We start from the raw sequence: 22,601 nt of genomic DNA on the forward strand, positions 1-22,601 counted from the left end.
AGCATATGAAAAATATAATCATCACGGGAGCTTTATTAATGTCAAGTTTAATGTTTGCTCAAAAAGTAGAACCAAAATTTGAAGTTGTAGATAATATGGTTAAAGCAACATACTATCATGATAATGGACAGGTTAAACAAGAAGGTTTTTATTTGGATGGAAAACTACATGGAGAATGGGTGTCATATAATGATAGAGGTATGAAACAAACTATTGGTGAATATAACAAAGGAAACAAAGTAGGAAAGTGGTTCTTTTGGAATACTGATAAGTTAAGTGAAGTAGATTTCTCAAATAGTAGAATTGTAGAAGTTAAAAAATGGTCTAGCGAAACTTTAGTTAAAAACTAAAGAATTGTAAAATTCACAAATATTCCTTAGAAGAGGCTGTCCAAAAAGTAAGGACAGCCTTTTTTATTTGTATTTTTTCTCTAAAATTAGTATCTTAGAGTTGAGACAAAAATACACAATGGCTAAGATAGTTTTTAAAAATCAAACAGGCAATTCTCCAGAGTTATTTCCTATCAATATTTTCGATAGAATACCGCAAAACCATCCAGTTCACTTAGTGGAACAAGTTGTTAATCAGTTAGATATAAGTGAAATATTGAAAAAATATAAAGGAGGTGGTACTTCAGCTTACCATCCAAGAATGATGATTAAGGTTTTGTTTTACAGTTATTTATCTAATGTATATTCTTGCAGAAAAATTGCAAAAGCACTTCAGGAGAACATTCATTTTATGTATATTTCGGGCAACTCGACTCCTGATTTTAGAACGATAAACGATTTTAGGGGTAAAGTTTTAAAAAATCATATCCAAACTCTTTTTGCAGAAGTAGTAAAAATGCTTGTAAAAATGGGATATGTTAGCTTAGACATTCAGTATATTGATGGTACAAAAATAGAATCCAAAGCTAATAAATATACTTTTGTATGGAGAGGTTCCGTTGAGAAATATAAAGAAAAACTAGAAATTAAAATTAATCATATTCTATCAACTATTGAAAACAGTATTCAATCTGATAATCAAGAACTAAATATAGAAGAATTACCAAAATCGATTGATTCAGAAAGTTTAAAAGAAAAGCTTTCGATTCTTAATAAAAAACTCAAAGAACCTACCAAAAAACAGGCAAGAGAATTGCAAAAACTTCAAGAGGAACATCTTCCAAAGCTTGAAAAATATGAAAAAGACTTGGTTACAATGGGAAACAGGAACTCCTATAGTAAAACAGATCCCGAAGCTACCTTTATGAGAATGAAAGAAGATCATATGAAAAACGGTCAATTAAAACCTGCTTACAATCCACAAATATCTACTGAAAACCAATTTATTACACATGTTTCTATTCATCAAACAACAAATGACACTACAACCTTAAGTTCTCATCTTGAAGGTTTTGAAAAAGCCTATCAAAAACAGAGCAAGGAAATCGTTGCAGATGCAGGTTATGGCAGTGAAGAAAATTATCAAATGCTTGAAGAAAAAAAGGCTGATGCTTATGTTAAATACAACTATTTTCATCAAGAACAAAAAAGAAAGATAAAAAACAATCCTTTTCTTGTTCAAAACTTATTCTACAACGAAGAACACGATTTTTATGTTTGTCCAATGGGGCAAATTATGCAAAAAACAGGAGTAGGAAAACGTGAAACCAGTACTGGATATGAATCACAAATTACATATTATCAAGCCAAAAGATGCCAAGGATGTCCTTTACGAAGTCAATGTCATCAAGCAAAAGGTAATAGAATTTTATCAGTCAATCATCGATTAAATGAATTAAAAGAAAAAGCAAGAAAGCTACTAATGAGTGAAAAAGGACTAAAACATCGAAGTAAACGTCCAATAGAGGTAGAAGCAGTTTTTGGTCAACTTAAAAGCAATAATAAATTCAATCGATTCACAATGAAGGGTTTAAAAAAAGTAACATTAGAGTTTTTACTAATGGCCCTTGGACACAACTTTAGAAAAATGAATGCATTCAAGACAGACTTGCCAAAATTTGTTTTCAAAACCAAAATTCACACTTATCTAGCCTATTTTAAAACTAAAATTTGCCTTGTTAAAGTAACTCAAAGTTATTTTGCTATTATTTTTTCTTCAAAACAAAATAGCTTAAAAATAGCTACATAAAAAAAGCTGTCCTTTTCGGACAGCCCCTTTTTTTGTTCATAAATAAGCTTTTTATGTTAAATTTACTTTAGAACTTTAATAATTACAAACTATTATAATTCGGTATAAATACGAATAGAGAACCAAAACACCTTCCGTTTTAAAAAATTGATGTTACATGTTTTTTATGAGTTCTTAGGGTAGCTCACTTGAATAGTTGTCCCTTTTCCAATTTCTGAAGCTACAACCTTAATTCTTCCTTTGTGGTATTCTTGCACAATTCTTTTGGTTAAAGAAAGACCTAGCCCCCAGCCTCTTTTTTTTGTGGTAAATCCAGGTTCAAATATTTTATTAAATTGATTTTTTGGTATTCCTTTTCCAGTGTCTGATATTTTAATTTTAAGAGTATTAGATTCATCAATAATAGTAACGTCTAACTTGCCTTTTCCTTTCATGGCATCAATAGCATTTTTTACTAAGTTTTCAATGGTCCAACTATGTAAAATTGGATTTATTGGTATTAATATAGGATGATCTGGGCCTGAAAAAGAAAATTCAACATGTTTAGAAGTTCTAGTTTTAAGATATTCAAAAGAGTTTTTGGTTTCTTCAACAATATCTTTGCTTTCTAAAGCAGGTTCACTACCAATTTTAGAAAATCTATCGGTAATAGTTTGTAGTCTATTAATATCTTTTTCAATCTCCTCTAAGGTGCTTTCTTCAACATTGTCTAATTTTAAAATTTCCAACCAACCGATTAACGATGACAAAGGTGTGCCAATTTGATGAGCTGTTTCTTTTGCCATTCCCGACCATAGTTTGTTTTGAGTTGCAATTTTAGTTGCTCTATAAAAGTTGTAAACGACTGCACTAAATAAAATGAAAATTAGGACTAATGCAATAGGGTAGTATTTTAATTTATTTATAAGATTTGAATTGCCATAATATAAATATTGTATTTTTCCTTTACTATATTCAATTTCAATTGGGCTATTTTGTTTTCTGAATTTTTTTATTTGTTCTTTTAATTCCAATGTGTCCCTAACTTTTAGAAAGTTAATATTGTTTATTCCAATAATTTTTTCGTTTTCAGTAAGAATTAAAGGGATTGTTTTATTGTTTTCTAAAATATATAGATTTAAATCTGGATTAAAATTTTCTAGGTCTGCAGATAATAAGTTACTTTGGGCTTTAGCCCAAAGTTCCATTTTATTTCGTTCGTCCTGTTTGAAAATTTGGAAAAATTTATAAGTATTCCAAAGTATTATTGAAACAATAAAAAATGAGCTTATTACAATTAACCAGCGTATAATGTTTCTTTTTTCCGAGAATTGCATATTTAGTATGTAAAATATAAATGTAGTTTTTTTAATGCATATTTTAGTTTGATTATATTTTTCAATTATAAATATGGTATTGTTAATTTTTTTATTCTAAATAAATTAACATTGGAGATAGTTAAAAAAAACATATTAACCATATAGATTTTATTAATGTTTTTATAGAAAATTTACATTCTAGATAGTAAAATACTATATGAAATAAAATAAAGTGTTTTTTATGAAATATTTTTAATTTTCTTTGTTTATTGTTTAAATATAATAATCATAAAAAATAAGCATTTTTTTTAAACTATAAAAAAATAATTTTTTAGACTAGATTTATATTTTTCTTAATTAAAGTCAACTTTTTTTAAGTTAAAGTTTTAGAAAATTATTTAAAGTATCTCAAAATAAAAGGGTTGTGAATATTAATATTCACAACCCTTTCTTTATTAACAAACCAAAGGTTGCCCTAAATGAGAATAATAAGAGTATGTCTTAGTGGTTGTATCATAAACAGATATATATACTCCATAAAACTCTTTACCGTTGAGGTGATGCATAGTGCCGACTTCTTTACTATAGATTTTTTCTCCACCATAAACTGATTTTAAACAGATTTGATTTTCTTTAAAGTTGTCTAATGTTTTCATAAATTAAATTTATTAAATTAACTTACATCAAATATAAGTTTTTTTACAAAAAAAACGAAAATATTTAGATAAGTATAAAGAAAATATATTTACAATTAAAATTTGAAAAAAGTTATAAGTATTCCAAAGAATAACAATGACAATTAGAAAAGAAGCCAAAATAATAAACCAACGGGTAATATTACGTTTTTCAGAAAATTGCATAGAAAATATTTGTTAGTAAAAATACTAAAAAAAGTAGATAAATAGTAAGAGTCAATTCGTGCTAGAACGTTATTTTTGATAACTTATTTTATTTTTGCTAGAAAATATAACTTTTTTATATAAATGACTTTTCAATTTGGGTTCATATTAAAATTGTGTAATTTTGTAAAAATCTTTTCAAAATGATATCAATTGATCCAAAAGAAATAGCACCAGCAAAATTACAAGGATACCTTCAAGGAGCTGTTGCACCGAGACCTATTGCTTTTGCAAGTACACTCGATGAAAACGGAATTCCTAATTTGTCTCCTTTTAGTTTTTTTAATGTTTTTAGCTCTAATCCTCCAATATTAATTTTTTCACCAGCAAGGAGAGTAAGGGATAATTCTATTAAACATACTTTAATTAATTCTAAAAACACTAAGGAAGTTGTTATTAATGTGGTTAATTATGATATTGTGCAACAAATGTCTTTATCAAGCACAGAATATCCTGATGGAGTAAATGAGTTTGTGAAATCAGGACTAACGATGGTTAAATCGGATTTAGTAAAACCTTTTAGAGTTGCCGAAAGTCCTGTGCAATTTGAGTGTGTAGTTAATGAAATAATAGCATTAGGAGATCAAGGAGGAGCTGGTAATTTGGTTGTGTGCGAAGTTGTTAAGATTCATATTAATGAGTCGGTTTTAGATGAAAATGGGACTATTGATCAGCATAAAATTGATTTAGTTTCAAGAATGGGAGGAAATTGGTATAGCAGAGCTAATATGGGAATGTTTGAAGTAGAAAAACCAATTTCAACATTAGGAATAGGAGTTGATGCTATCCCAGTCTATATTAAAGAGAGTGCTGTTTTTAATGGTAATGATTTGGGGAAGTTGGGAAATATTGAGGCATTTCCTTCTGAAGAAGAAATTAGTATCTTTGCAAAAGATAATTTTGAAGTGAAAGGAGTTTTAAGTTCAGATGATGAAGTAAAAAAAATGCAGTTAGCAAAAAAATATTTAGATAAGAACGAAACTAAAAGCGCTTGGTTAGTGCTTTTAGCAAAAAAATAAATTTTTTAAGAGATGGAAGTAACAGGAAGAGTAAAGGTAATTAACCCAGTACAGCAAATTAGTGCAACGTTTAAGAAAAGAGAATTAGTTGTAACAACAGAAGAGCAATATCCTCAACATATAATGATTGAGTTTACACAGGACAAAACTGATTTATTAAATAATTATAATCAAGGTGAACAAGTAAAAGTGTCTATTAATCTTAGGGGTAGAGAGTGGGTTAATCCTCAAGGAGAAACGAAATACTTCAATTCTATTCAAGGGTGGAGAATAGAAAAAGTACAAGCAGAAGCTCCAGTAGGACAAGTACCTCCTATGCCTGCAGCAGATGCTTTTGAACCAGCAACTAATTTTAACGAAGAAGAACACGACGATTTACCTTTCTAATAAATTACGTCATAAAGTATAAAGTCTTAAAGTATAAAGTCATTTTTCATTGAAATTTTGACTTTTCGCTTTAAGACTTTTGATTTTTGATTTTTGATTTTTGACAATTTTAAAATGTATTTTCTAACTAAAGATTTATATTTTCCACCTGTGGAAGAAGCTACACCAGAAGGCATTCTAGCTATTGGTGGCGATTTGTCAATTGAGAGACTAATTTTAGCTTATAAAAGTGGAATCTTTCCATGGTTCGAAGAGGATGAACCCATTATGTGGTGGGCACCAGAAGAACGTATGGTGTTGTTCTTTGAGGATTTAAAAATTTCTAAGAGTATGCGGAATGTACTCAATCAAAAGAAATTTAAGGTTACATTTAATACTGCTTTTAAAGAAGTAATTACAAATTGTAAAAAAATTAGTAGAAAAGACCAACCAGGAACGTGGATTACTAATGAAATGGTAGAAGCTTATTGCAAGTTGCATGAAATTGGTATTGCAAAAAGCGTAGAAGTTTGGCAAGAAGATGAATTAGTAGGTGGGTTGTATGGAGTAGATATGGAAACGGTTTTTTGTGGTGAAAGTATGTTTTCTAAGGTTTCCAATGCCAGTAAAGTTGCTTTTATTTATTTAGTGCGACATTTAGAGAAAAATAACTATAGAATTTTAGACTGTCAAGTCTATAATGATCATCTAGCATCTCTTGGCTGTGTTGAAATAGATAGAGATGATTTTATGATGGTGTTGAATTACCCTTAAAACTTCAATTTAACAAAACTCCATTCTAGTGTATTGAAAATGATAAGCTCATTGGTTAAACAAGGTAAATTAGTAATTATTTTTAAGGTTTCGTGAGCCATCATTGTCCCGATAATTCCGGGTAATGTACCTAAAACACCATTCAAACTACAATTTGGTACATCTTCTGGATTGGGTGGTTCTGGGAATAAATCGCGAAGGTTTTTACTACCATTATTATTGAAAACAGCTATTTGTCCTTCAAATTTTAAAATACTTCCGTAAACTAAGGCTTTGCCCAAATATACGCAAGTATCGTTAACCAAATAGCGAGTTGCAAAATTGTCACAACCATCAACAATTATATCAAATTGAGACAAGATTTTTTCGCAGTTTTCAACCGTTATTTTTTCTTCAAAAGAAATATAATTACTATTTGGATTTAATCCTTTTAAAACTTCCTTTGCTATTTTTACTTTGGGTAAACCAATAGTATTTTCAGAATATAAAATTTGTCGGTGTAAATTAGATAATTCTACTTGATCAAAATCAACCATACCAATTGTTCCCACACCTGAAGTAGCTAAATATTGAAGAATTGGGCAACCTAAACCACCAGCTCCAATTACTAAAACTTTGGCATTTTTTAGCTTTTCTTGTCCAATATCGCCTATTTCTGGTAACAAGGTTTGTTTTTGGTATCTTAAAATTTCGTATATTTTGTTCATTTTAAATGCTATATGTGTTTTTAGTTAGAGATTTGACAACTTTTAAAAAGTTGTCAAATCTAGTTTCGTTTGTTTGCGTTAGGGATAGAAGCGGCATCCTTTTGTGTAGCTTTAGCGGAACAAAAGATAGAGCGAATAGCCCGACCCACAGTTTACGGAGGGACACGCCCAACAAAAATTAATAATTTTTAACTGAATAACTTCTATCCCAATCTTTCCAAACGGGTTCGTATCCTTTTTGACGAATAATACTTGCAATTTCAACGGCTGAACGTTCATCGCTTGTTTCAAATTGTTCCAAAGATTGCTTATCTACACTATAGCCTCCTGGATTCGTTTTAGAACCTGCACTCATGGTTGTTGTTCCAATAGGAATAATATTGTCTCTAAATTTTTCGTTTTCTCGGGTTGAAATTGAAATTTCTAAATCTGGATTCCAAATGCGGTAGGCACAAATTAATTGTGTTAAATCCTTGTCGTCCATAATAAAATTGGGTTCAATAATACCTTCAGCAGGTCGAAGTCTAGGAAAAGAAACCGAATATTTACTTTGCCAATAGGTTTTTTGTAAATAATCTAAATGAAGTGCATTGAAAAAACTATCGGTTCTCCAGTTTTCTAAACCTAGTAAAACACCTAAACCAATTTTGTGAATGCCAGCTTTCCCAACACGATCTGGTGTGTTTAAACGGTATTCAAAATTGGATTTTTTCCCTTTTGGGTGGTATTTTTTATAAACTTCTTCATGATAGGTTTCTTGATATACTAAAACAGTATGTACTCCCGCTTGGTGTAACGCTATATACTCCTCTTCATCTAGAGGTTGTACTTCGACTGAAATATTAGCAAAATGCTTTTGTATAATTGTAATTGCATTTAGGAAGTAATTGATGTTGACTGTATAATTTGCTTCACCTGTAACTAATAGAATATGGTCGAAACCTGCTTCTTTTAATACTTTAATTTCTTGTTTAATTTCACTATCATTTAAGGTTTTTCGTTTAATTTTATTATCTAAACTAAATCCACAATAGGTGCAAATGTTTTGGCATTCGTTGCTCAAATACATAGGTGCATACATTTGAATGGTTTTTCCAAAACGTTGCTTAGTTAGTACATGGCTTTTTTGTGCCATAATTTCTAAATAACTTTGTGCAGCTGGAGAGATAAAATTTAAAAAATCATCTATAGTACATTTGTTTTTAGAAAGACTTTGTTCTACTTCTTTAGCGGTAACAGAATAGATTCTTTCTTGAATGGAATCCCAATCGTATTTTTTGAATATTTCGTTGAATGTGTTCATGTTGTGTTTTTTGTAGCACGCAGATTTCGCAGATTTTGGCAGATTTTTAATTTTGTATGGAATGCTTTTCTATTGCTGCAATTTGTTTACTATTCGTTTTATATCATCTAGAATTGTAGTTGAATTGAAATTGACTAGAATTCCTAGTTTTTTATCTGTGAGTTTTAAGTAATTGGTTGTTTGTTTATAGTGAATAGGGGCTAAGTCTTCAACCGATTTTAATTCGATAATGACTTTGTCTTCAACCAATAAATCTATTTTAAAAGCAATATCTAGTACAATTTCTTCATAAGGTATTGTAATTTCAATTTGTCTCTCAACTTTTAAATTTAATTTATTCAATTCATAATATAAAGCACTTTCATATACTGATTCAAATAAACCAGGCCCAAGTGTGTTGTGAACTTTGAAAATTGCTCCTCTTATTTTGTAAGATATTTCATTTTCGGTCATATTTTCAGATTTTAAAATTATTATGAATTATAGTTGCACTTTGATTTAACTGCTTTTACTTATATAAATCTATGTAATTTTAATTTTCAGCACACAGATTACGCTAATTTTAGCAGATTTTTTTATGTATCTAAGTCATTTTTATCTGCGGAAATCTGTAAAATCTGCGTGCTAAAATTTTAATTATTTACTAAAAACCACTCATGAGTTACTCATTCAAGAAAGCCGTTAATGGGCTTGATGCTTGTGCAAAATTTGAAACAGAACCCAATTGTGCTTCATACGCTTTTCTGCCTGCAATTACCGCTTCTTTAAACGCTTCTGCCATTAGTTTTGGTTTTTTTGCTACTGCAATTGCGGTATTTACTAAAACAGCATCTGCGCCTATTTCCATGGCTTTAGCAGCATCAGAAGGAGCACCAATCCCTGCATCAACTATAACAGGTACTCTACTTTGTTCGATTATAATCTCTAAAAAGTCAATCGTTTTTAAACCTTTATTACTTCCTATGGGAGAACCCAATGGCATTACCGCTGCTGTTCCTGCGCTTTCCAATAGTTTGCATAAAACAGGATCTGCATGAATGTAAGGCAATACAATGAAGTCAAGTTTGGCTAATTCTTCCGTTGCTTTTAAAGTTTCGATAGGATCAGGTAATAAATATTTTGGATCGGGATGAATTTCTAATTTTAAGAAGTTCGTTTCAAAAGCTTCTCTAGCTAATTGGGCTGCAAAAACAGCTTCTTTAGCATTTCTAGCTCCTGATGTATTTGGTAATAAATTAATATTGGGATGGTTTAAATGTGAAAGAATAGCATCGGTTTCGGTTGTAAAATCTACTCGTTTTAAGGCAACGGTCACTAATTCACTTTCGGAAGCCAAAATAGCTTCTTCCATTTGTTGATTAGAACCAAATTTTCCAGTTCCTAAAAATAATCGAGAGTGGAAAGTTGTGTCTGAAATTTTAAATGTTGACATATAATTTTTCGTTGAGTGTTGTTGTTATTTTTGGGGTTTTTGTGAGTAAACCAGAAATGGCTATACCATGAATGCCTGTTGCAATTAGTGAATCAACATCTTCTAAGGTAATGCCTCCAATGGCAATAAGCGGTATTTTTATGTCTTGTTCAGCCATTTGATTTAGAATGATTTTATACCCTTCTAAGCCTAAAATTGGACTTAATTTTTCTTTGGTGGTGGTGAAACGAAAAGGTCCAAGACCTATATAGTCACAATTTTCATTGTGTCTTTGCAAAACATGTTCTATAGTATTTGCTGTTCCTCCAATAATTTTTTGGTTGCCTAAAATAGATCGTGCATCTTTAATTTGCATGTCGTCTAAGCCTAAATGAACACCATCAGCTTCCATTTGGTATGCCAAATCTACTTTGTCATTAATTATAAAAGTGGCTTTGTATTGCAAACAAAGTTGTTTGGTTTTTTCGGAAACAGTCAAAAGATCATTATAATTTCCGTTTTTAAAACGCAATTGAATCCAGTCACAACCGTTATCTAATGTTTTTTGAATGTTATACAATTGTTCGTCAACTGTATTTCCTTGTGAGATATAGTGTAATTTGCTAATCATGATGATATCCTAATGATGTGTGGTTAGAATTTAGGTATTTTTCGATATAAGTTTTAGCATTTTGGCAAGAGGAAGTAGTATCAAAGCCTAAAGCTAAATTTGCTGTGATTGCTGATGACAAAACGCAACCTGAACCATGTTTCTCGTTAACCAAAGTTATAGTTGGAGCAAGTTTTATAAATTTATTTTTAAAAAATAAGTAGTCAACTCCTTTTTCTTCTGTATTATGACCTCCTTTTAATAAGACATTACAATAATTAGAGAGAAGTATTGCATTTGTTTCTGCATTAATTCCTCTCGTAGATAATTGAAAAATTTCTTTATAATTGGGTGTGATTAAATCAATTTCTTTGAGAATCGATGCTAATTTAGTTTGGTTTTCAATCTCTAAAAAATCGAATGTTGTACTCGATTTTAAAACGGTGTCCCAAATGATTTTTGTCTTTTGTGAAAGTTTTTTTATTTGGTAAACAATTTGTTCTAAATAATCTAATGAAGGAACAATGCCAATTTTTACAGCTTTGATATTATATTGATTAAAAAGAATAGTGATTGATTCAAGTACAAAATCAATTGCAACCCATTCTATTTTTATAAAATCATTTTCCGTTTGAATAGTGTTTCCTGTTATAACTGCTAAGCCATAAACTTGATGTTGCTCGAATGTTTTTACATCGGCTAAAACACCAGCTCCTCCAGAAGGATCAAAACCAGCAATACTTAAAACAAATGGACGATTTTTTGACATTTTTTAAAGTTTTCTATTGATTTTTCAGTGTTCCAAATGGTTCCAAGCAAAGCAAAATCATCAAAGCCATTTTGTATTACTTCCTCTATGTTTTCAATTGAAATACCTCCTAAAGCAATCAATTTTGTATGACGATTGGTTCGTTTTTTTATCACCTCAAAAGCATTTTTAATTGGAACATAATTCTGTTTTGAAATACTTGGATAAATCGGACTTAAAAAGGCATAATCAAAGCCATTGTGCAAATTGTTGAAATCTTCAATTGAATGTACTGAAGTTGAAAAATATCTGACAGATTTTTGAAACCTGTCAGATATAGTAAGTCTATCTTTTTCAGTAAAATGAATACGATCTATCTCAAATTCTTCTGCCAAATCATGATGTTGATGCAATACCAATTTAGAATAATATCTCGGATTTATTGCTAGTAAAAAAGTACGTAATCTCTCTTTCGAATAATTTGGCTTTCGAACATGAAACAATTCCAAGCCTTCTTCAAAAAGAGTTTGAATAATGTTCTCTTCGTTCGCTATTTTCGTTGGATTAGAAATTACTATCATGATTTTTCTTTTATGAAATCTAAGTTCTCGATATATTTTTTATGCCGTTTCTCTCCATAAAAAAACACTCGAACTGACAATTTTTACAAATAAATTTCTTTTCCGTTTTCAATAAATTCTTCCGACATCGCTTTCATGCCTTCCTCTGCAGCAGCTGTGTCTCTAATTTCCTGTGAGATTTTCATCGAGCAGAATTTTGGGCCGCACATTGAACAAAAATGTGCTACTTTAGCACCATCTGCTGGTAGTGTTTCATCATGAAATTCTCTTGCAGTGTCTGGATCGAGAGCCAAATTGAATTGGTCTTCCCATCTAAATTCAAAACGTGCTTTACTTAGGGCATTGTCACGATATTGTGCTCCTGGATGTCCTTTGGCTAAATCGGCAGCATGAGCAGCAATTTTATAGGTAATTACTCCATCTTTCACATCTTTTTTATTAGGTAAGCCCAAATGTTCTTTTGGTGTAACATAACAAAGCATTGCACAACCATACCAACCAATCATGGCTGCTCCAATAGCAGAAGTAATGTGATCGTAACCTGGAGCAATGTCTGTAGTTAAAGGACCTAACGTATAGAAAGGAGCTTCCGAACAATGCTCTAATTGTTTTTCCATGTTTTCTTTAATCATGTGCATAGGCACGTGACCAGGACCTTCAATGAACACTTGTACGTCATGTTTCCAAGCAATTTTGGTTAATTCGCCCAAGGTTTCTAACTCAGCAAATTGTGCGGCATCATTGGCATCTGCAATAGATCCAGGACGCAATCCATCTCCAAGAGAAAACGCTACATCATATTGTTTCATTATTTCGCAAATTTCTTCGAAATGAGTGTATAAAAAGTTTTCTTTGTGATGGAACAAACACCATTTTGCCATAATAGAACCACCACGAGAAACAATTCCAGTGACACGATTAGCAGTTAAATGAATATAACGTAAAAGTACTCCAGCGTGAATAGTAAAATAAGAAACTCCTTGTTCCGCTTGTTCTATTAAAGTATCTCTAAAAATTTCCCAAGTTAAATCTTCTGCAATTCCTTTTACTTTTTCCAACGCTTGATAAATTGGAACTGTTCCTATCGGGACAGGAGAGTTACGGATTATCCATTCTCTAGTTTCATGAATGTTTTTACCAGTAGATAAATCCATGATGGTATCTGCTCCCCAGCGACAAGCCCAAACGGCTTTTTCCACTTCTTCTTCAATACTAGAGGTTACCGCACTGTTTCCAATATTAGCATTAATTTTTACCAAGAAGTTTCTACCAACAATCATAGGCTCACTTTCTGGATGGTTGATGTTGTTTGGGATTATCGCACGACCCGCAGCTACTTCGCTACGAACAAATTCGGGTGTGATTTTGCTTTTTGGTGTATTGGCTCCAAAACTTTCTCCTGCGTGTTGGCATTGCATTGCTTTTGTTTGATTCTCCAGTTGTTCAATACGTTGGTTTTCGCGAATGGCAATGTATTCCATTTCTGGAGTGATTATACCTTGCTTTGCATAATACAATTGGGTAACATTGGATCCTTTTTTAGCACGCTTCGGTTTGTGTAAATATTCAAAACGCAAATGATCTAAATCTGGATTATGTAAACGTTCTTTGCCGTAGTTTGACGAGATTTCTTTTAGCTCTTCTACATCACCACGATCTAGAATCCATTGTTCGCGTAAACGCGGTAATCCTTTTCTAACATCTATTGTTATATTTGGATCAGTATATGGCCCAGAAGTATCATAAACTGTTACAGGTGGATTTTTTTCGACACCACCTTTTGCCAATTTAGTATCGGATAATACGATTTCACGCATAGCCACTTTGATAGGATGAATATCTCCATCGATATATACTTTTCTCGAATTTGGAAAGGGTTCTCTTGATATTTTCTCTTCGTTTGTCATATTTTTAGTCTTAAAGTTGTAAAGTCAAAAAGTTGAAAATGTTTGTTATTTTAAACTGCATACTAAATTAACCGCCTTGTGTCGCGGTAATGATTAAAATATCATCGGAAGGAGAAAGAAGAAAAGTTGCCCATTGGTTTTTAGAAACCACAGTTTGGTTTACAGCAACGGCAATTCCGTTTTGTTTTTCGGGAAGTTCGAAATCGAGAAGTTCTTGGATTGTAAGGGATTTACAATCAATTTTTTTGAGTGTGTTGTTGATTTTTAATTCCATTCCTTTTACTGAATTTAGTATATAGTTATACTTTAGGAATGGCTATAATGGTACTTGTGCGTACAAAGAAGTCATCTTACTTTTCCCTACGCTAGTATGAACTAGATCAGGTTCAGAGGGTAAAATCTCAGCCTGTAAAATTACAGACACCCCTAAAGTGTGAAGCAAATGTAGTAAAAAAAGTTTCAGGTTTAAAAGTTTCAGGTTTAAAATTGCTTAAAATTTAGGTATAGTTCTAATATACAGTTCTTCTACTTTTTTTCTTGCCCAATCAGTTTTTCGTAGGAATGTTAAACTCGATTTTACGGAAGGGTTATCATTAAAACATCTAATATTTATTAGTTCTACTAAAGTATCGAAGCCATAGTAATCGACTAATTGTTCTACAATTACTTTTAAGGTTTTGCCGTGTAATGGATCGTTAGACATGTTGTTTATGTTAAAAGTGTTTTGGTTAATGAAAAATGGAAATGGTTAAATGTGAAATTATTTAACTAATTTTAACCACTACTAAATTAATTGAAATCATTTAATAATATAATGGCTTTTTACAAATTTAATAAAAATGCACGAACGGATGAGCATACTGGTTTTGGAACAAATCCTTCTATTTATGGAGGGCGTTTTATTAATAAAAATGGAACAGCAAATATAGAGAAAAGAGGGTTGCATTTCTTTTCTAGAACAAGTTGGTATCATATTATGTTAGACCTTTCTCATGTTAACTTTTTTCTAATTATTTTTCTGTTTTATTTTGGAATTAACATTTTGTTTGCTTGTGTTTATTATTGTATTGGTATTGAATATTTAAAAGGAATTGAAGTGTCTGCCTCAGAGTTAGTTAATTTTGGGAATGCTTTCTTTTTTAGTACACAAACGTTTACGACTGTTGGATATGGTCATATTAGTCCTGTCGGTTTTTTAACAAGTACTATTGCCTCAGTAGAGGCTTTGATTGGTTTGCTTAGTTTCGGGATTGTAACAGGGTTGTTTTTTGGAAGATTTAGTATGCCACGAGCTTATATAAAATTTTCTCAAAATGCTATTATTGCTCCATATAAAGATGGTAAAGCGCTAATGCTTAGGCTGTCGCCTTATAAAAATACTAATTTTACAGATGCTGAAGCAAAGATTACTTTGGGCATGATTGTAGAAGAGAATGGGAAGAAAATAAACAAGTTCTTTTCATTAGATTTGGAAATGACAAAGATTAATACATTAACATTAAGTTGGACATTGGTGCATCCAATTACACCAGAAAGTCCGCTTTATAATTTATTAGAAGAGGATTATAATAATGGAGAAGGAGAAATAATTGTTTTTGTGAAAACATTTGATGACATGTTTAGCACAGTTGTTTCTGCACAAACTTCCTATTTGTTTAATGAAATTGTTTATGGTGCAAAATTTAATATTATGTATGAAGAAAATGAATCTAAAACCAAGACGATTTTACATCTGGATAAATTAAATTCATTTTCTAAATACAAATTGGATTAAATTATTTTCGTGTAAAGCATTCTTCAATATGATCATTAACCATACCAGTCGCTTGCATGTGCGCATATACAACTGTAGATCCTACAAATTTAAACCCACGTTTTTTAAGATCTTTGCTTAAAGCATCTGAGATTGGAGTAGTAGCAGGAACGTCTTTCAAGGTTTTTGGGTTATTGTCTATTGGTTTGCCATCCACAAAAGACCAAATATATTTTGAAAAACTACCAAATTCTTTTTGTATTTCTATAAATGCTTGAGCATTTGTAACAGTGGCTCTAACTTTTAGTTTGTTTCTTATGATACCTTCATTTTGAAGTAGCTCTTCTATTTTAGATTCATTATACTCTGAAACTTTTTTTAAATCAAAATTATCAAATGCTTTTCTGAAATTTTCTCTTTTGGCTAAAATAGTGTACCAACTTAAGCCAGCTTGAAAAGTTTCTAAAATTAAGAATTCAAATAGTGTGGGATCATCATATACAGGTTTTCCCCATTCATTGTCATGATAGTTTCTGTATAAGTCGTCCTTTTCACACCAACCACATCTATTTTTAGTAGTCATCATATAAATAGTTTATGTTTGTATTTCGTTCTCGTTTTTTAAAACTTGCCCTAAGATGATGTTCGTTTATTGTTTCATTGATTATTGTTTCGATTTCCTTTTCAATCTTGTCTTCATCTCTAATTACTGAACTACCTAGGTATCTATAAGTGTAAAGCTCAAATTTATTGTTTTTTGTAACAAATGCAAATGAACAAAGTTTGTCTTCATAATCTTTCGGCTCTTTTTCTGTTATTTTATAAAAGAAAAATGAAATTTCACGGTTATTATAATCAACCAGTTTTTTTTGTAGAAAAACAATGCTATCATTTTTTTCAACATCATAGAAATTATTTAATGCAAAGTTTGCCACTTCGGTTTCGGGTAAATCAAACGTGTTGTTTTCTAATTGCATTAAAAGGAAAGCTCTTTTCGGATCAGATAAAATTTCTTGTTTGTCTTTTTCTGTTAATGTGTTATTTAGGCTTCCTAAACGCATTATTTCAATGTTTAATGCTAAGATGTCTAATTTTTTTAATTTGGTTATAAATTCTTGTGTTTCATTGTTGTTTTTAAAGTGTTCAAGAAGGTTTAAATAACCAATTAAATCATCTACAGGAGCATATTGTTGATCTGCTAAATATTCGTCTTGATCGTCTTCATTATATTCTGTGTTTTCTATTTTCCAACTTAGTACACGTTTATATTCTAGTTTTGCATTGGTTAATATCATTTTTCTAAACGATTTAAGTTTAGAAGCAGAAGCATATTTGTTTTCTATTAATTCATTGCAAAAATTCACTAAAGGTTCATTGTATTCAGGAATACTATAGAATTGAAAAATTTTAGGAAATAACTCTTTACTGTTTTCTTTGTCTTCTAAAAAAGTATAGAATAACCCGCTAATGTCATATTCACTATTGCTTAATGGAAGGTCATATTCTAGTAAGTCCATTATCTTTTGGTATGCTTTTTTAGACTTTTGTAAGGTTAATGCTTTTAGAATGTTCAATTGAATTTCTGCGGGTACATTTTCTCTTTTGTAATAATTTTCTAAGAAGGGAATAATTTTTTCATCATTAATAGAAGCAAGTTTGTTTAACAGGCTGTTTTGCGCAGTTATTTCTGTTGCTTTAAAATTAAATTCATTTAAAAATTGAATTACTTTTGGAATATCTTTTTGTAAAATTTTAAGTTCATAAGTACAATTTAATGCAGAATAGCGAATGGTGTCTTTTTCACTATAGGCATCCTTTATGTATTCGTCAATTTTTCCTTTAAAAATATTGGTTTCAGGTTCGTCATTGAAAGTTAAACTAGAAAAAACGGTTTCTATGAACAAATCATCATTTTTATACTCTCTGGGGACTAAAGTTTGAGTTACGATATATGCATCTTCCCTAAAAAGAATATTACTTTTAATTGCTTGGTTACTTCCTTCTTTGCTTACCAAATAATCTATTGTAAAAGTATTGTTTTCTTTGTTTTCGGTACTAGTTTCTTTAATTATGGTATATTCTTTTTCTTCGTTTTTAAATAAGGTCGCATACCAGTTACTTTTTCTAAATCCTTTTTTGTCATAAATTGAATAACTTAAGATAGAATTGCTATTCACATAGTCATATTCGTTTTCATAGAGATCATCGTCCGAAGGAGTATAAAATTTAGTGAAGTAATTTCTCAAGTTAGATTTTATAGAATCTAGATTCTCGAAGTAATCATATTTGTGGAACTTGTAATATTCTAAGTTTATTTTTTTTCCGTTCTCTGCATTTATAAATAAATATTTGTTGTTAACGTTGAATATGTTTTTGTTTTCATTTTTTTGTTCACCAATACCATAAAATAGTTTTTCGTTCTGTTTTTTAGGTATTTTTACAGAAAACTTACTAATAGTGTCTGTATAGGTTTCCATTATTTCATTATAAATGAATGGTTTTTCTAAAAACGAATTAAAGAAAGTCGCTTTGTCCTTTTCGTTTGCGTTAACAGCTCCAAGCAAATAATATTTGTTACCAAAAATGAATGATTCTAAAATAATTTCTTTGTCATTTATGATTCCTTTTCCTTGTGTTTTCTTTTTAGAATTTAGGGAATAAGTTGGTTTAATTTCGTGTTGAATAAAGAATTCCTCTTGTATTTGTTTCTCTTCAAATGCTTTGTTTTCTAGTAATTGTAGTGTGTTTAAGTTGCGTTCCGTTACAAAAAAGTAACTTTTGGTTTCATTTTTATAAGCTTGAAGTTCTATGTTTTCAGGAGTTGTAGTGTTTTCTCCATAAACAATAAAGTATGAAGGGATTTCTACACTAAATCCACCTCTGCTAGGAGAATATTTTTCCCATTCGTTAGAAAATTTTTTCAATTGAATAGATTCAAAAATATCCTTAGTATATAGTTTTGCATAATTTTTAGCACCTGTCAATGAAATTGAAATAATTTCTAAAGGAGTAATGTAGAAATTGAAGTGTTGGCTGTTTCCCGTTTTGGTTTCGTTATCAATCTCAAAACGAGTAAAATTTGGTTCTTCCGTTAACTTTTTAGAATGAATTATTCCAGGAATGTTTTCAAAAAATAAACTGTCTAATGATTTGTAATTGTAGTTTCCTTTTTTATTTAAAAAGTCATTTGTTGGTTTTCTGTTGATTTTGATAACACCACCATTAGTATAATCTGGAGAGCCTATTGAGTATTTGTCTGTCACAACATATTCATTCATTGCTAATGAAATCATTTTGTCAGATGTACTATGTTTGTGTAAAATTGGTTTTGGAAAGTTAGTTTCTATAGTTTTTTTTAGGTCTTTTCCAACTTCAGAGAATTCTGTACTAACTGGTTTAACTGTATAGCCTTTATCTCTTAAGAGTTGAATTACGCCTTCTTTTCCAGCTAAGTGTGCCGCTCCAATGGCAGCAAAAAGGGATTTTTCCTCCATGATTTTTTCCATGCTGTTTGCCATAATAATATTTCGACTAACAATTAAGGCATCATGTGCTTTGGGAGAAATCATTAATTTGTATAAAGAATCTAAAATGACAATGTTTTTTTCTCTGTAAGATTCTTTAATAAATTCATTAAGGTTTTTATTTTTTAGCATTTTAAGAAGAATTGATTTGTTTTCTTCTTTTGGCTTTGCTTCTTCTTCGGTTAATTTGTAGATTGGAATTAGAGAAGTTTTTGCATCTTCTAGTCCCATTATTGTTTTATTGTATTTTTTTCCAGTTTGAAAAATAAACATGTCTAGTACGGTGTCCTCTTGATAGTCTGCACTACTGTTATTGTTTCCAGAAATAACATTATCGAAATAGGTAGTATTTGTATTAAAAAGTGCTTTTACTTCATCTTTAGAAATTGGATCTAGATAAAATTCGGTATATAGCTTGTAGGCATTGTCTAGTCCTCTAGAATACATAAGATTTGTTAGGTCTCCCCAAGTTTCGGGGTTGCTTTCATTCGCAACAACCTCTACGTTTAAAAGTGCGTCAAAAAAAGCATCAGAAAGATGGTAGGATATTTTGTCATTTACGTGCATAGTTCCGTAAACGTATGATTTCTTTTCTGAGTTGTTTTTAGAAATTTCCCAGAGTAAATTATTTTCTTGTTGTCCGAATATAAAATAAGAAGATAATAGTGTTAAGAAGAGTAATTTTTTCAAGTTTATTATGATTTAGGTAATATTTCAAATATAAAACAAAAAACCTTAATTTGATTGATCAAATTAAGGTTTTTGTGAAAAATAAACTCGAAAATTTATTTTAAATTATCCTAAAGAAACTCTTTTGAATCCAGTAACTGTTAAATCAGCATTAACTGTTTTAACATATCCAGCAACATTCATAGAACCGTCTTTAATATAGTCTTGGTTAACTAAAGTATTGTCTTTGTAGAAACGTTGAATTTTACCTTTAGAAATGTTATCTAACATAGCTTCAGGTTTTCCTTCAGCACGTAATTGTTCTTTAGCGATTTCAATTTCTTTTTCAATGATTGCAGCATCAACACCATCTTCGTTTAACGCGATAGGGTTCATTGCAGCAGCTTGCATAGCAACATTTCTTGATGCTTCTTCAGCTCCATCTACATTTGCAGATAAAGAAGTTAAAACAGCAATTTTGTTTCCAGCGTGAATGTATGAGCCTACGAAAGCACCTTCTAATCTTTCAAAAGAACCGATTTCGATTTTTTCTCCAATTACTCCAGTTTGTTCGATTAATTTTTCAGCAACAGTTATTCCGTTGAAGTCTGAAGCTAATAATTCTTCTTTAGTAGTATAGTTTAAAGCTTGGTTAGCTAAATCTGTAGCTAATTTAACGAAAGCTTCGTTTTTACCTACGAAATCAGTTTCACAGTTTAATGTGATTGCTACACCAGCAGTTTTGTCAGCGTTAACAACAGTAATTGCAGCACCTTCTGTAGATTCTCTATCAGAACGGTTAGCCGCTACTTTTTGACCTTTTTTACGTAGGTTTTCAATTGCTAAATCAAAATCTCCATCTGCTTCAACTAAAGCTTTTTTGCAGTCCATCATACCAGCACCAGTTGCTGTTCTTAATTTGTTTACGTCTGCAGCAGTAATATTTGCCATAACTTTGTCTTTTTATTTTTTAAATGTAAAAATTCCAAAATTCAAAATTCAAATTCCTATTTTAAATTATTATCAACATTATGTTTCTAATAGAATAGGAATTTGAAAAATTGTTTTTGGAATTATTATTCTATTATTATTCGTTAGAAGTTGTAGCTTCTGTTGTAGCTTCTGCTTCTTTAGAGGCAGGTGCGTCTGGTTGCTCATCTTTTTCAGCTTTTCTATCTGAAAGACCTTCAATGATAGCAGCAGATACTAATCCTAAAACTTTATCGATTGATTTAGAAGCATCATCATTTGATGGAATAACAAAATCAATTGGACGTGGGTCCGAGTTTGTATCAACCATTGCAAAAACTGGAATGTTTAATTTTTGAGCTTCTTTTATTGCGATATGTTCAGCTTTAACGTCAACTACAAAAAGAGCAGCAGGTAATCTAGTCATATCTGCTATAGAACCTAAATTCTTCTCTAATTTTGCACGTAGACGATCTACTTGTAATTTTTCTTTTTTAGAAAGTGTGTTGAAAGTACCATCTTTTTTCATTCTATCAATAGAAGCCATTTTTTTAACAGCTTTACGGATAGTGATGAAGTTTGTTAGCATACCACCTGGCCATCTTTCAGTGATGTAAGGCATGTTACAAGCAGCTGCTTTTTCAGCAACGATATCTTTAGCTTGTTTTTTAGTAGCAACGAAAAGTACTTTTCTACCTGATGCAGCAATTTTTTTCAAAGCTTCGTTAGCTTCTTCAATTTTAGCAGCAGTTTTGTATAAATTTATAATATGGATACCATTACGCTCCATATAAATGTAAGGAGCCATGTTTGGATCCCACTTGCGAGTCATGTGTCCAAAATGTACACCAGCCTCTAATAACTCTTTAACGTCAATTTTGTTTGCCATTATGTAATAGTTTACGTTCCGTGTTATAGCAATAATCAAGTAGTCACTTGCGTTAGTCTTGAAAATTTAGATGCTAAACTAATCCCCTTTTTACAAGGAATATCGACAACTTTGTTTTTAATTCAATTTTAATAGTAAAAATTTGTTTGAAAATATATTCGGATAATAATCGAATATTAACGTTTCGAGAATTGGAATCTCTTACGTGCTTTCTTCTGACCAAATTTCTTACGTTCTACCATTCTTGGATCTCTTGTTAGTAATCCTTCTGGTTTTAAAATAGCTCTGTTTTCAGCTTCTACTTCACACATTACTCTAGCTAAAGCCATTCTTACAGCTTCTGCTTGTCCTGTTGAACCACCTCCATAAACGTTTACTTTTACGTCAAAGTTTTCTGCATTATCTGTCATTGCTAACGGTTGCATTACTTTGTACTGTAGAGTAGCAGTAGGGAAGTAAGTTGTAAATTCTCTTTTGTTTACGGTAATTTTACCTGTTCCTTCAGTAACATAAACACGTGCCACTGCACATTTTCTTCTACCGATTTTGTGAATAACTCCCATTACTTAAGATCGTTTAGGTTTACGGTTTTAGGTTTTTGAGCTCCATGAGTGTGCTCAGTACCTACAAATACATTTAAATTGCGGAATAATTCAGCACCTAATTTGTTTTTAGGTAACATTCCTTTTACAGCTTTTTCTACTAATACAGCTGGGTTTTTTTGTTGCTGTACTTTTGCAGTTAAAGTTCTTTGACCTCCTGGGTAACCAGTATGACGCATATAGATTTTGTCGTCAAGTTTGTTACCAGTAAGGTTGATTTTTTCTGCGTTGATAACGATTACGTTGTCTCCACAGTCAACGTGTGGTGTATAACTAGTCTTATACTTACCTCTTAATAGCATAGCTACTTTTGAAGCAAAACGACCTAAGTTATGACCTTCAGCATCTACAACAATCCATTCTTTCGAAACGGTTGCTTTGTTTGCAGATACAGTCTTGTAGCTTAATGTGTTCACAATAATTAATTTAAATT

Annotated in this window: 24 protein-coding genes and 1 riboswitch; of the genes, 6 read left to right on the forward strand and 18 right to left on the reverse strand. The window is 30.9% G+C overall.

What is annotated here, in order from left to right; translation table 11 throughout:
• Nucleotides 1-5 precede the first annotated feature (5 nt).
• Both ACZ49Z_RS08900 and ACZ49Z_RS08905 read left to right on the forward strand, forming a co-directional pair.
• A complete protein-coding gene (locus tag ACZ49Z_RS08900) occupies nt 6-350 on the forward strand; it encodes a toxin-antitoxin system YwqK family antitoxin (RefSeq protein WP_464307819.1) in 345 nt (114 codons plus the stop codon).
• A gap of 118 nt (nt 351-468) precedes the next feature.
• Nucleotides 469-2,139, forward strand: coding sequence for an IS1182 family transposase (locus ACZ49Z_RS08905; protein ID WP_464304835.1), 1,671 nt, complete (start codon nt 469-471; stop codon nt 2,137-2,139).
• Nucleotides 2,140-2,303: 164 nt separating this feature from the next.
• Here the strand turns inward: ACZ49Z_RS08905 and ACZ49Z_RS08910 are convergent, their stop codons facing one another.
• Nucleotides 2,304-3,455 carry a sensor histidine kinase gene (locus tag ACZ49Z_RS08910; RefSeq protein ID WP_464307820.1) on the reverse strand — a complete coding sequence of 384 codons (1,152 nt, stop codon included), beginning with the start codon at nt 3,453-3,455 and terminating at the stop codon, nt 2,304-2,306.
• A 437-nt stretch (nt 3,456-3,892) separates the two neighbouring features.
• Complete coding sequence (locus ACZ49Z_RS08915) at nt 3,893-4,093, reverse strand: hypothetical protein (RefSeq protein WP_464307821.1); 201 nt, start codon at nt 4,091-4,093, stop codon at nt 3,893-3,895.
• Between the two features lie 386 nt (nt 4,094-4,479).
• On the opposite strand from ACZ49Z_RS08915, the gene ACZ49Z_RS08920 reads away from it, so the two are divergent.
• From ACZ49Z_RS08920 to aat, 3 genes are all read left to right on the forward strand, one after another.
• A complete protein-coding gene (locus ACZ49Z_RS08920) occupies nt 4,480-5,355 on the forward strand; it encodes a flavin reductase family protein (protein WP_464307822.1) in 876 nt (291 codons plus the stop codon).
• 12 nt (nt 5,356-5,367) lie between these two features.
• Entirely contained in the window at nt 5,368-5,742 is a 375-nt protein-coding gene (locus ACZ49Z_RS08925; protein WP_464307823.1) for a DUF3127 domain-containing protein, read from the forward strand.
• Between the two features lie 114 nt (nt 5,743-5,856).
• Complete coding sequence (gene aat / locus ACZ49Z_RS08930; protein WP_464307824.1) at nt 5,857-6,495, forward strand: leucyl/phenylalanyl-tRNA--protein transferase; 639 nt, start codon at nt 5,857-5,859, stop codon at nt 6,493-6,495.
• Here the strand turns inward: aat and ACZ49Z_RS08935 are convergent.
• From ACZ49Z_RS08935 to ACZ49Z_RS08980, 10 genes are all read right to left on the reverse strand, one after another.
• Nucleotides 6,492-7,202, reverse strand: a complete 711-nt coding sequence (locus ACZ49Z_RS08935; RefSeq protein ID WP_464307825.1) for a HesA/MoeB/ThiF family protein — start codon at nt 7,200-7,202, stop codon at nt 6,492-6,494. The genes aat and ACZ49Z_RS08935 overlap by 4 nt on opposite strands.
• A 178-nt stretch (nt 7,203-7,380) precedes the next feature.
• Nucleotides 7,381-8,505 (reverse strand): 2-iminoacetate synthase ThiH, encoded by a 1,125-nt coding sequence (gene thiH / locus ACZ49Z_RS08940; RefSeq protein WP_464307826.1) that lies wholly within the window; start codon nt 8,503-8,505, stop codon nt 7,381-7,383.
• 69 nt (nt 8,506-8,574) lie between these two features.
• Nucleotides 8,575-8,958, reverse strand: coding sequence for a GxxExxY protein (locus tag ACZ49Z_RS08945; RefSeq protein ID WP_464307827.1), 384 nt, complete (start codon nt 8,956-8,958; stop codon nt 8,575-8,577).
• 208 nt (nt 8,959-9,166) lie between these two features.
• Entirely contained in the window at nt 9,167-9,937 is a 771-nt protein-coding gene (locus ACZ49Z_RS08950) for a HisA/HisF-related TIM barrel protein (protein ID WP_464307828.1), read from the reverse strand.
• Nucleotides 9,924-10,547: a thiamine phosphate synthase gene (locus tag ACZ49Z_RS08955; protein WP_464307829.1), complete on the reverse strand. Its 624-nt coding sequence runs from the start codon at nt 10,545-10,547 to the stop codon at nt 9,924-9,926. The genes ACZ49Z_RS08950 and ACZ49Z_RS08955 overlap by 14 nt, the downstream gene beginning before the upstream one ends.
• Entirely contained in the window at nt 10,540-11,295 is a 756-nt protein-coding gene (locus ACZ49Z_RS08960; protein ID WP_464307830.1) for a hydroxymethylpyrimidine/phosphomethylpyrimidine kinase, read from the reverse strand. The genes ACZ49Z_RS08955 and ACZ49Z_RS08960 overlap by 8 nt, the downstream gene beginning before the upstream one ends.
• Complete coding sequence (locus ACZ49Z_RS08965) at nt 11,268-11,855, reverse strand: thiamine phosphate synthase (protein ID WP_464307831.1); 588 nt, start codon at nt 11,853-11,855, stop codon at nt 11,268-11,270. Before ACZ49Z_RS08965 ends, ACZ49Z_RS08960 begins: the two co-directional genes overlap by 28 nt.
• 83 nt (nt 11,856-11,938) lie before the next feature.
• Nucleotides 11,939-13,762: a phosphomethylpyrimidine synthase ThiC gene (thiC, locus tag ACZ49Z_RS08970; protein ID WP_464307832.1), complete on the reverse strand. Its 1,824-nt coding sequence runs from the start codon at nt 13,760-13,762 to the stop codon at nt 11,939-11,941.
• Nucleotides 13,763-13,829: 67 nt separating this feature from the next.
• A complete protein-coding gene (gene thiS, locus ACZ49Z_RS08975; protein WP_464307833.1) occupies nt 13,830-14,036 on the reverse strand; it encodes a sulfur carrier protein ThiS in 207 nt (68 codons plus the stop codon).
• A 66-nt stretch (nt 14,037-14,102) separates the two neighbouring features.
• A riboswitch (TPP riboswitch) is annotated at nt 14,103-14,200 on the reverse strand.
• A gap of 52 nt (nt 14,201-14,252) precedes the next feature.
• Nucleotides 14,253-14,465, reverse strand: coding sequence for a VF530 family protein (locus ACZ49Z_RS08980; RefSeq protein WP_464307834.1), 213 nt, complete (start codon nt 14,463-14,465; stop codon nt 14,253-14,255).
• A 111-nt stretch (nt 14,466-14,576) separates the two neighbouring features.
• On the opposite strand from ACZ49Z_RS08980, the gene ACZ49Z_RS08985 reads away from it, so the two are divergent.
• Nucleotides 14,577-15,536, forward strand: coding sequence for an ion channel (locus tag ACZ49Z_RS08985; protein WP_464307835.1), 960 nt, complete (start codon nt 14,577-14,579; stop codon nt 15,534-15,536).
• Between the two features lies 1 nt (nt 15,537).
• Here the strand turns inward: ACZ49Z_RS08985 and ACZ49Z_RS08990 are convergent, their stop codons facing one another.
• The 6 genes from ACZ49Z_RS08990 to rplM all read right to left on the reverse strand — a co-directional run bounded on the left by ACZ49Z_RS08990 (nt 15,538) and on the right by rplM (nt 22,584).
• Complete coding sequence (locus tag ACZ49Z_RS08990) at nt 15,538-16,098, reverse strand: DNA-3-methyladenine glycosylase I (RefSeq protein WP_464308058.1); 561 nt, start codon at nt 16,096-16,098, stop codon at nt 15,538-15,540.
• Nucleotides 16,088-19,729: a TraB/GumN family protein gene (locus ACZ49Z_RS08995; RefSeq protein WP_464307836.1), complete on the reverse strand. Its 3,642-nt coding sequence runs from the start codon at nt 19,727-19,729 to the stop codon at nt 16,088-16,090. The genes ACZ49Z_RS08990 and ACZ49Z_RS08995 overlap by 11 nt, the downstream gene beginning before the upstream one ends.
• Nucleotides 19,730-19,834: 105 nt before the next feature.
• Nucleotides 19,835-20,659 (reverse strand): translation elongation factor Ts, encoded by an 825-nt coding sequence (gene tsf / locus ACZ49Z_RS09000; RefSeq protein WP_464307837.1) that lies wholly within the window; start codon nt 20,657-20,659, stop codon nt 19,835-19,837.
• A 136-nt stretch (nt 20,660-20,795) separates the two neighbouring features.
• Nucleotides 20,796-21,566 (reverse strand): 30S ribosomal protein S2, encoded by a 771-nt coding sequence (rpsB, locus tag ACZ49Z_RS09005; RefSeq protein WP_464307838.1) that lies wholly within the window; start codon nt 21,564-21,566, stop codon nt 20,796-20,798.
• Between the two features lie 176 nt (nt 21,567-21,742).
• Nucleotides 21,743-22,129, reverse strand: coding sequence for a 30S ribosomal protein S9 (gene rpsI, locus ACZ49Z_RS09010; RefSeq protein WP_464307839.1), 387 nt, complete (start codon nt 22,127-22,129; stop codon nt 21,743-21,745).
• A complete protein-coding gene (gene rplM, locus ACZ49Z_RS09015) occupies nt 22,129-22,584 on the reverse strand; it encodes a 50S ribosomal protein L13 (protein WP_464307840.1) in 456 nt (151 codons plus the stop codon). The genes rpsI and rplM overlap by 1 nt, the downstream gene beginning before the upstream one ends.
• Nucleotides 22,585-22,601: the final 17 nt, after the last annotated feature.

The sequence above is a fragment of the Flavobacterium sp. KY-23415 genome, from assembly GCF_055384985.1.

Excerpts from the sequence above, each read along its gene's own strand:
- ACZ49Z_RS08900 (WP_464307819.1), top strand. The coding sequence starts at position 6 with ATGAAAAATATAATCATCACGGGAGCTTTATTAATGTCAAGTTTAATG.
- ACZ49Z_RS08905 (WP_464304835.1), top strand. The coding sequence starts at position 469 with ATGGCTAAGATAGTTTTTAAAAATCAAACAGGCAATTCTCCAGAGTTA.
- ACZ49Z_RS08910 (WP_464307820.1), bottom strand. The coding sequence starts at position 3,455 with ATGCAATTCTCGGAAAAAAGAAACATTATACGCTGGTTAATTGTAATA.
- ACZ49Z_RS08915 (WP_464307821.1), bottom strand. The coding sequence starts at position 4,093 with ATGAAAACATTAGACAACTTTAAAGAAAATCAAATCTGTTTAAAATCA.
- ACZ49Z_RS08920 (WP_464307822.1), top strand. The coding sequence starts at position 4,480 with ATGATATCAATTGATCCAAAAGAAATAGCACCAGCAAAATTACAAGGA.
- ACZ49Z_RS08925 (WP_464307823.1), top strand. The coding sequence starts at position 5,368 with ATGGAAGTAACAGGAAGAGTAAAGGTAATTAACCCAGTACAGCAAATT.
- aat (WP_464307824.1), top strand. The coding sequence starts at position 5,857 with ATGTATTTTCTAACTAAAGATTTATATTTTCCACCTGTGGAAGAAGCT.
- ACZ49Z_RS08935 (WP_464307825.1), bottom strand. The coding sequence starts at position 7,202 with ATGAACAAAATATACGAAATTTTAAGATACCAAAAACAAACCTTGTTA.
- thiH (WP_464307826.1), bottom strand. The coding sequence starts at position 8,505 with ATGAACACATTCAACGAAATATTCAAAAAATACGATTGGGATTCCATT.
- ACZ49Z_RS08945 (WP_464307827.1), bottom strand. The coding sequence starts at position 8,958 with ATGACCGAAAATGAAATATCTTACAAAATAAGAGGAGCAATTTTCAAA.
- ACZ49Z_RS08950 (WP_464307828.1), bottom strand. The coding sequence starts at position 9,937 with ATGTCAACATTTAAAATTTCAGACACAACTTTCCACTCTCGATTATTT.
- ACZ49Z_RS08955 (WP_464307829.1), bottom strand. The coding sequence starts at position 10,547 with ATGATTAGCAAATTACACTATATCTCACAAGGAAATACAGTTGACGAA.
- ACZ49Z_RS08960 (WP_464307830.1), bottom strand. The coding sequence starts at position 11,295 with ATGTCAAAAAATCGTCCATTTGTTTTAAGTATTGCTGGTTTTGATCCT.
- ACZ49Z_RS08965 (WP_464307831.1), bottom strand. The coding sequence starts at position 11,855 with ATGATAGTAATTTCTAATCCAACGAAAATAGCGAACGAAGAGAACATT.
- thiC (WP_464307832.1), bottom strand. The coding sequence starts at position 13,762 with ATGACAAACGAAGAGAAAATATCAAGAGAACCCTTTCCAAATTCGAGA.
- thiS (WP_464307833.1), bottom strand. The coding sequence starts at position 14,036 with ATGGAATTAAAAATCAACAACACACTCAAAAAAATTGATTGTAAATCC.
- ACZ49Z_RS08980 (WP_464307834.1), bottom strand. The coding sequence starts at position 14,465 with ATGTCTAACGATCCATTACACGGCAAAACCTTAAAAGTAATTGTAGAA.
- ACZ49Z_RS08985 (WP_464307835.1), top strand. The coding sequence starts at position 14,577 with ATGGCTTTTTACAAATTTAATAAAAATGCACGAACGGATGAGCATACT.
- ACZ49Z_RS08990 (WP_464308058.1), bottom strand. The coding sequence starts at position 16,098 with ATGACTACTAAAAATAGATGTGGTTGGTGTGAAAAGGACGACTTATAC.
- tsf (WP_464307837.1), bottom strand. The coding sequence starts at position 20,659 with ATGGCAAATATTACTGCTGCAGACGTAAACAAATTAAGAACAGCAACT.
- rpsB (WP_464307838.1), bottom strand. The coding sequence starts at position 21,566 with ATGGCAAACAAAATTGACGTTAAAGAGTTATTAGAGGCTGGTGTACAT.
- rpsI (WP_464307839.1), bottom strand. The coding sequence starts at position 22,129 with ATGGGAGTTATTCACAAAATCGGTAGAAGAAAATGTGCAGTGGCACGT.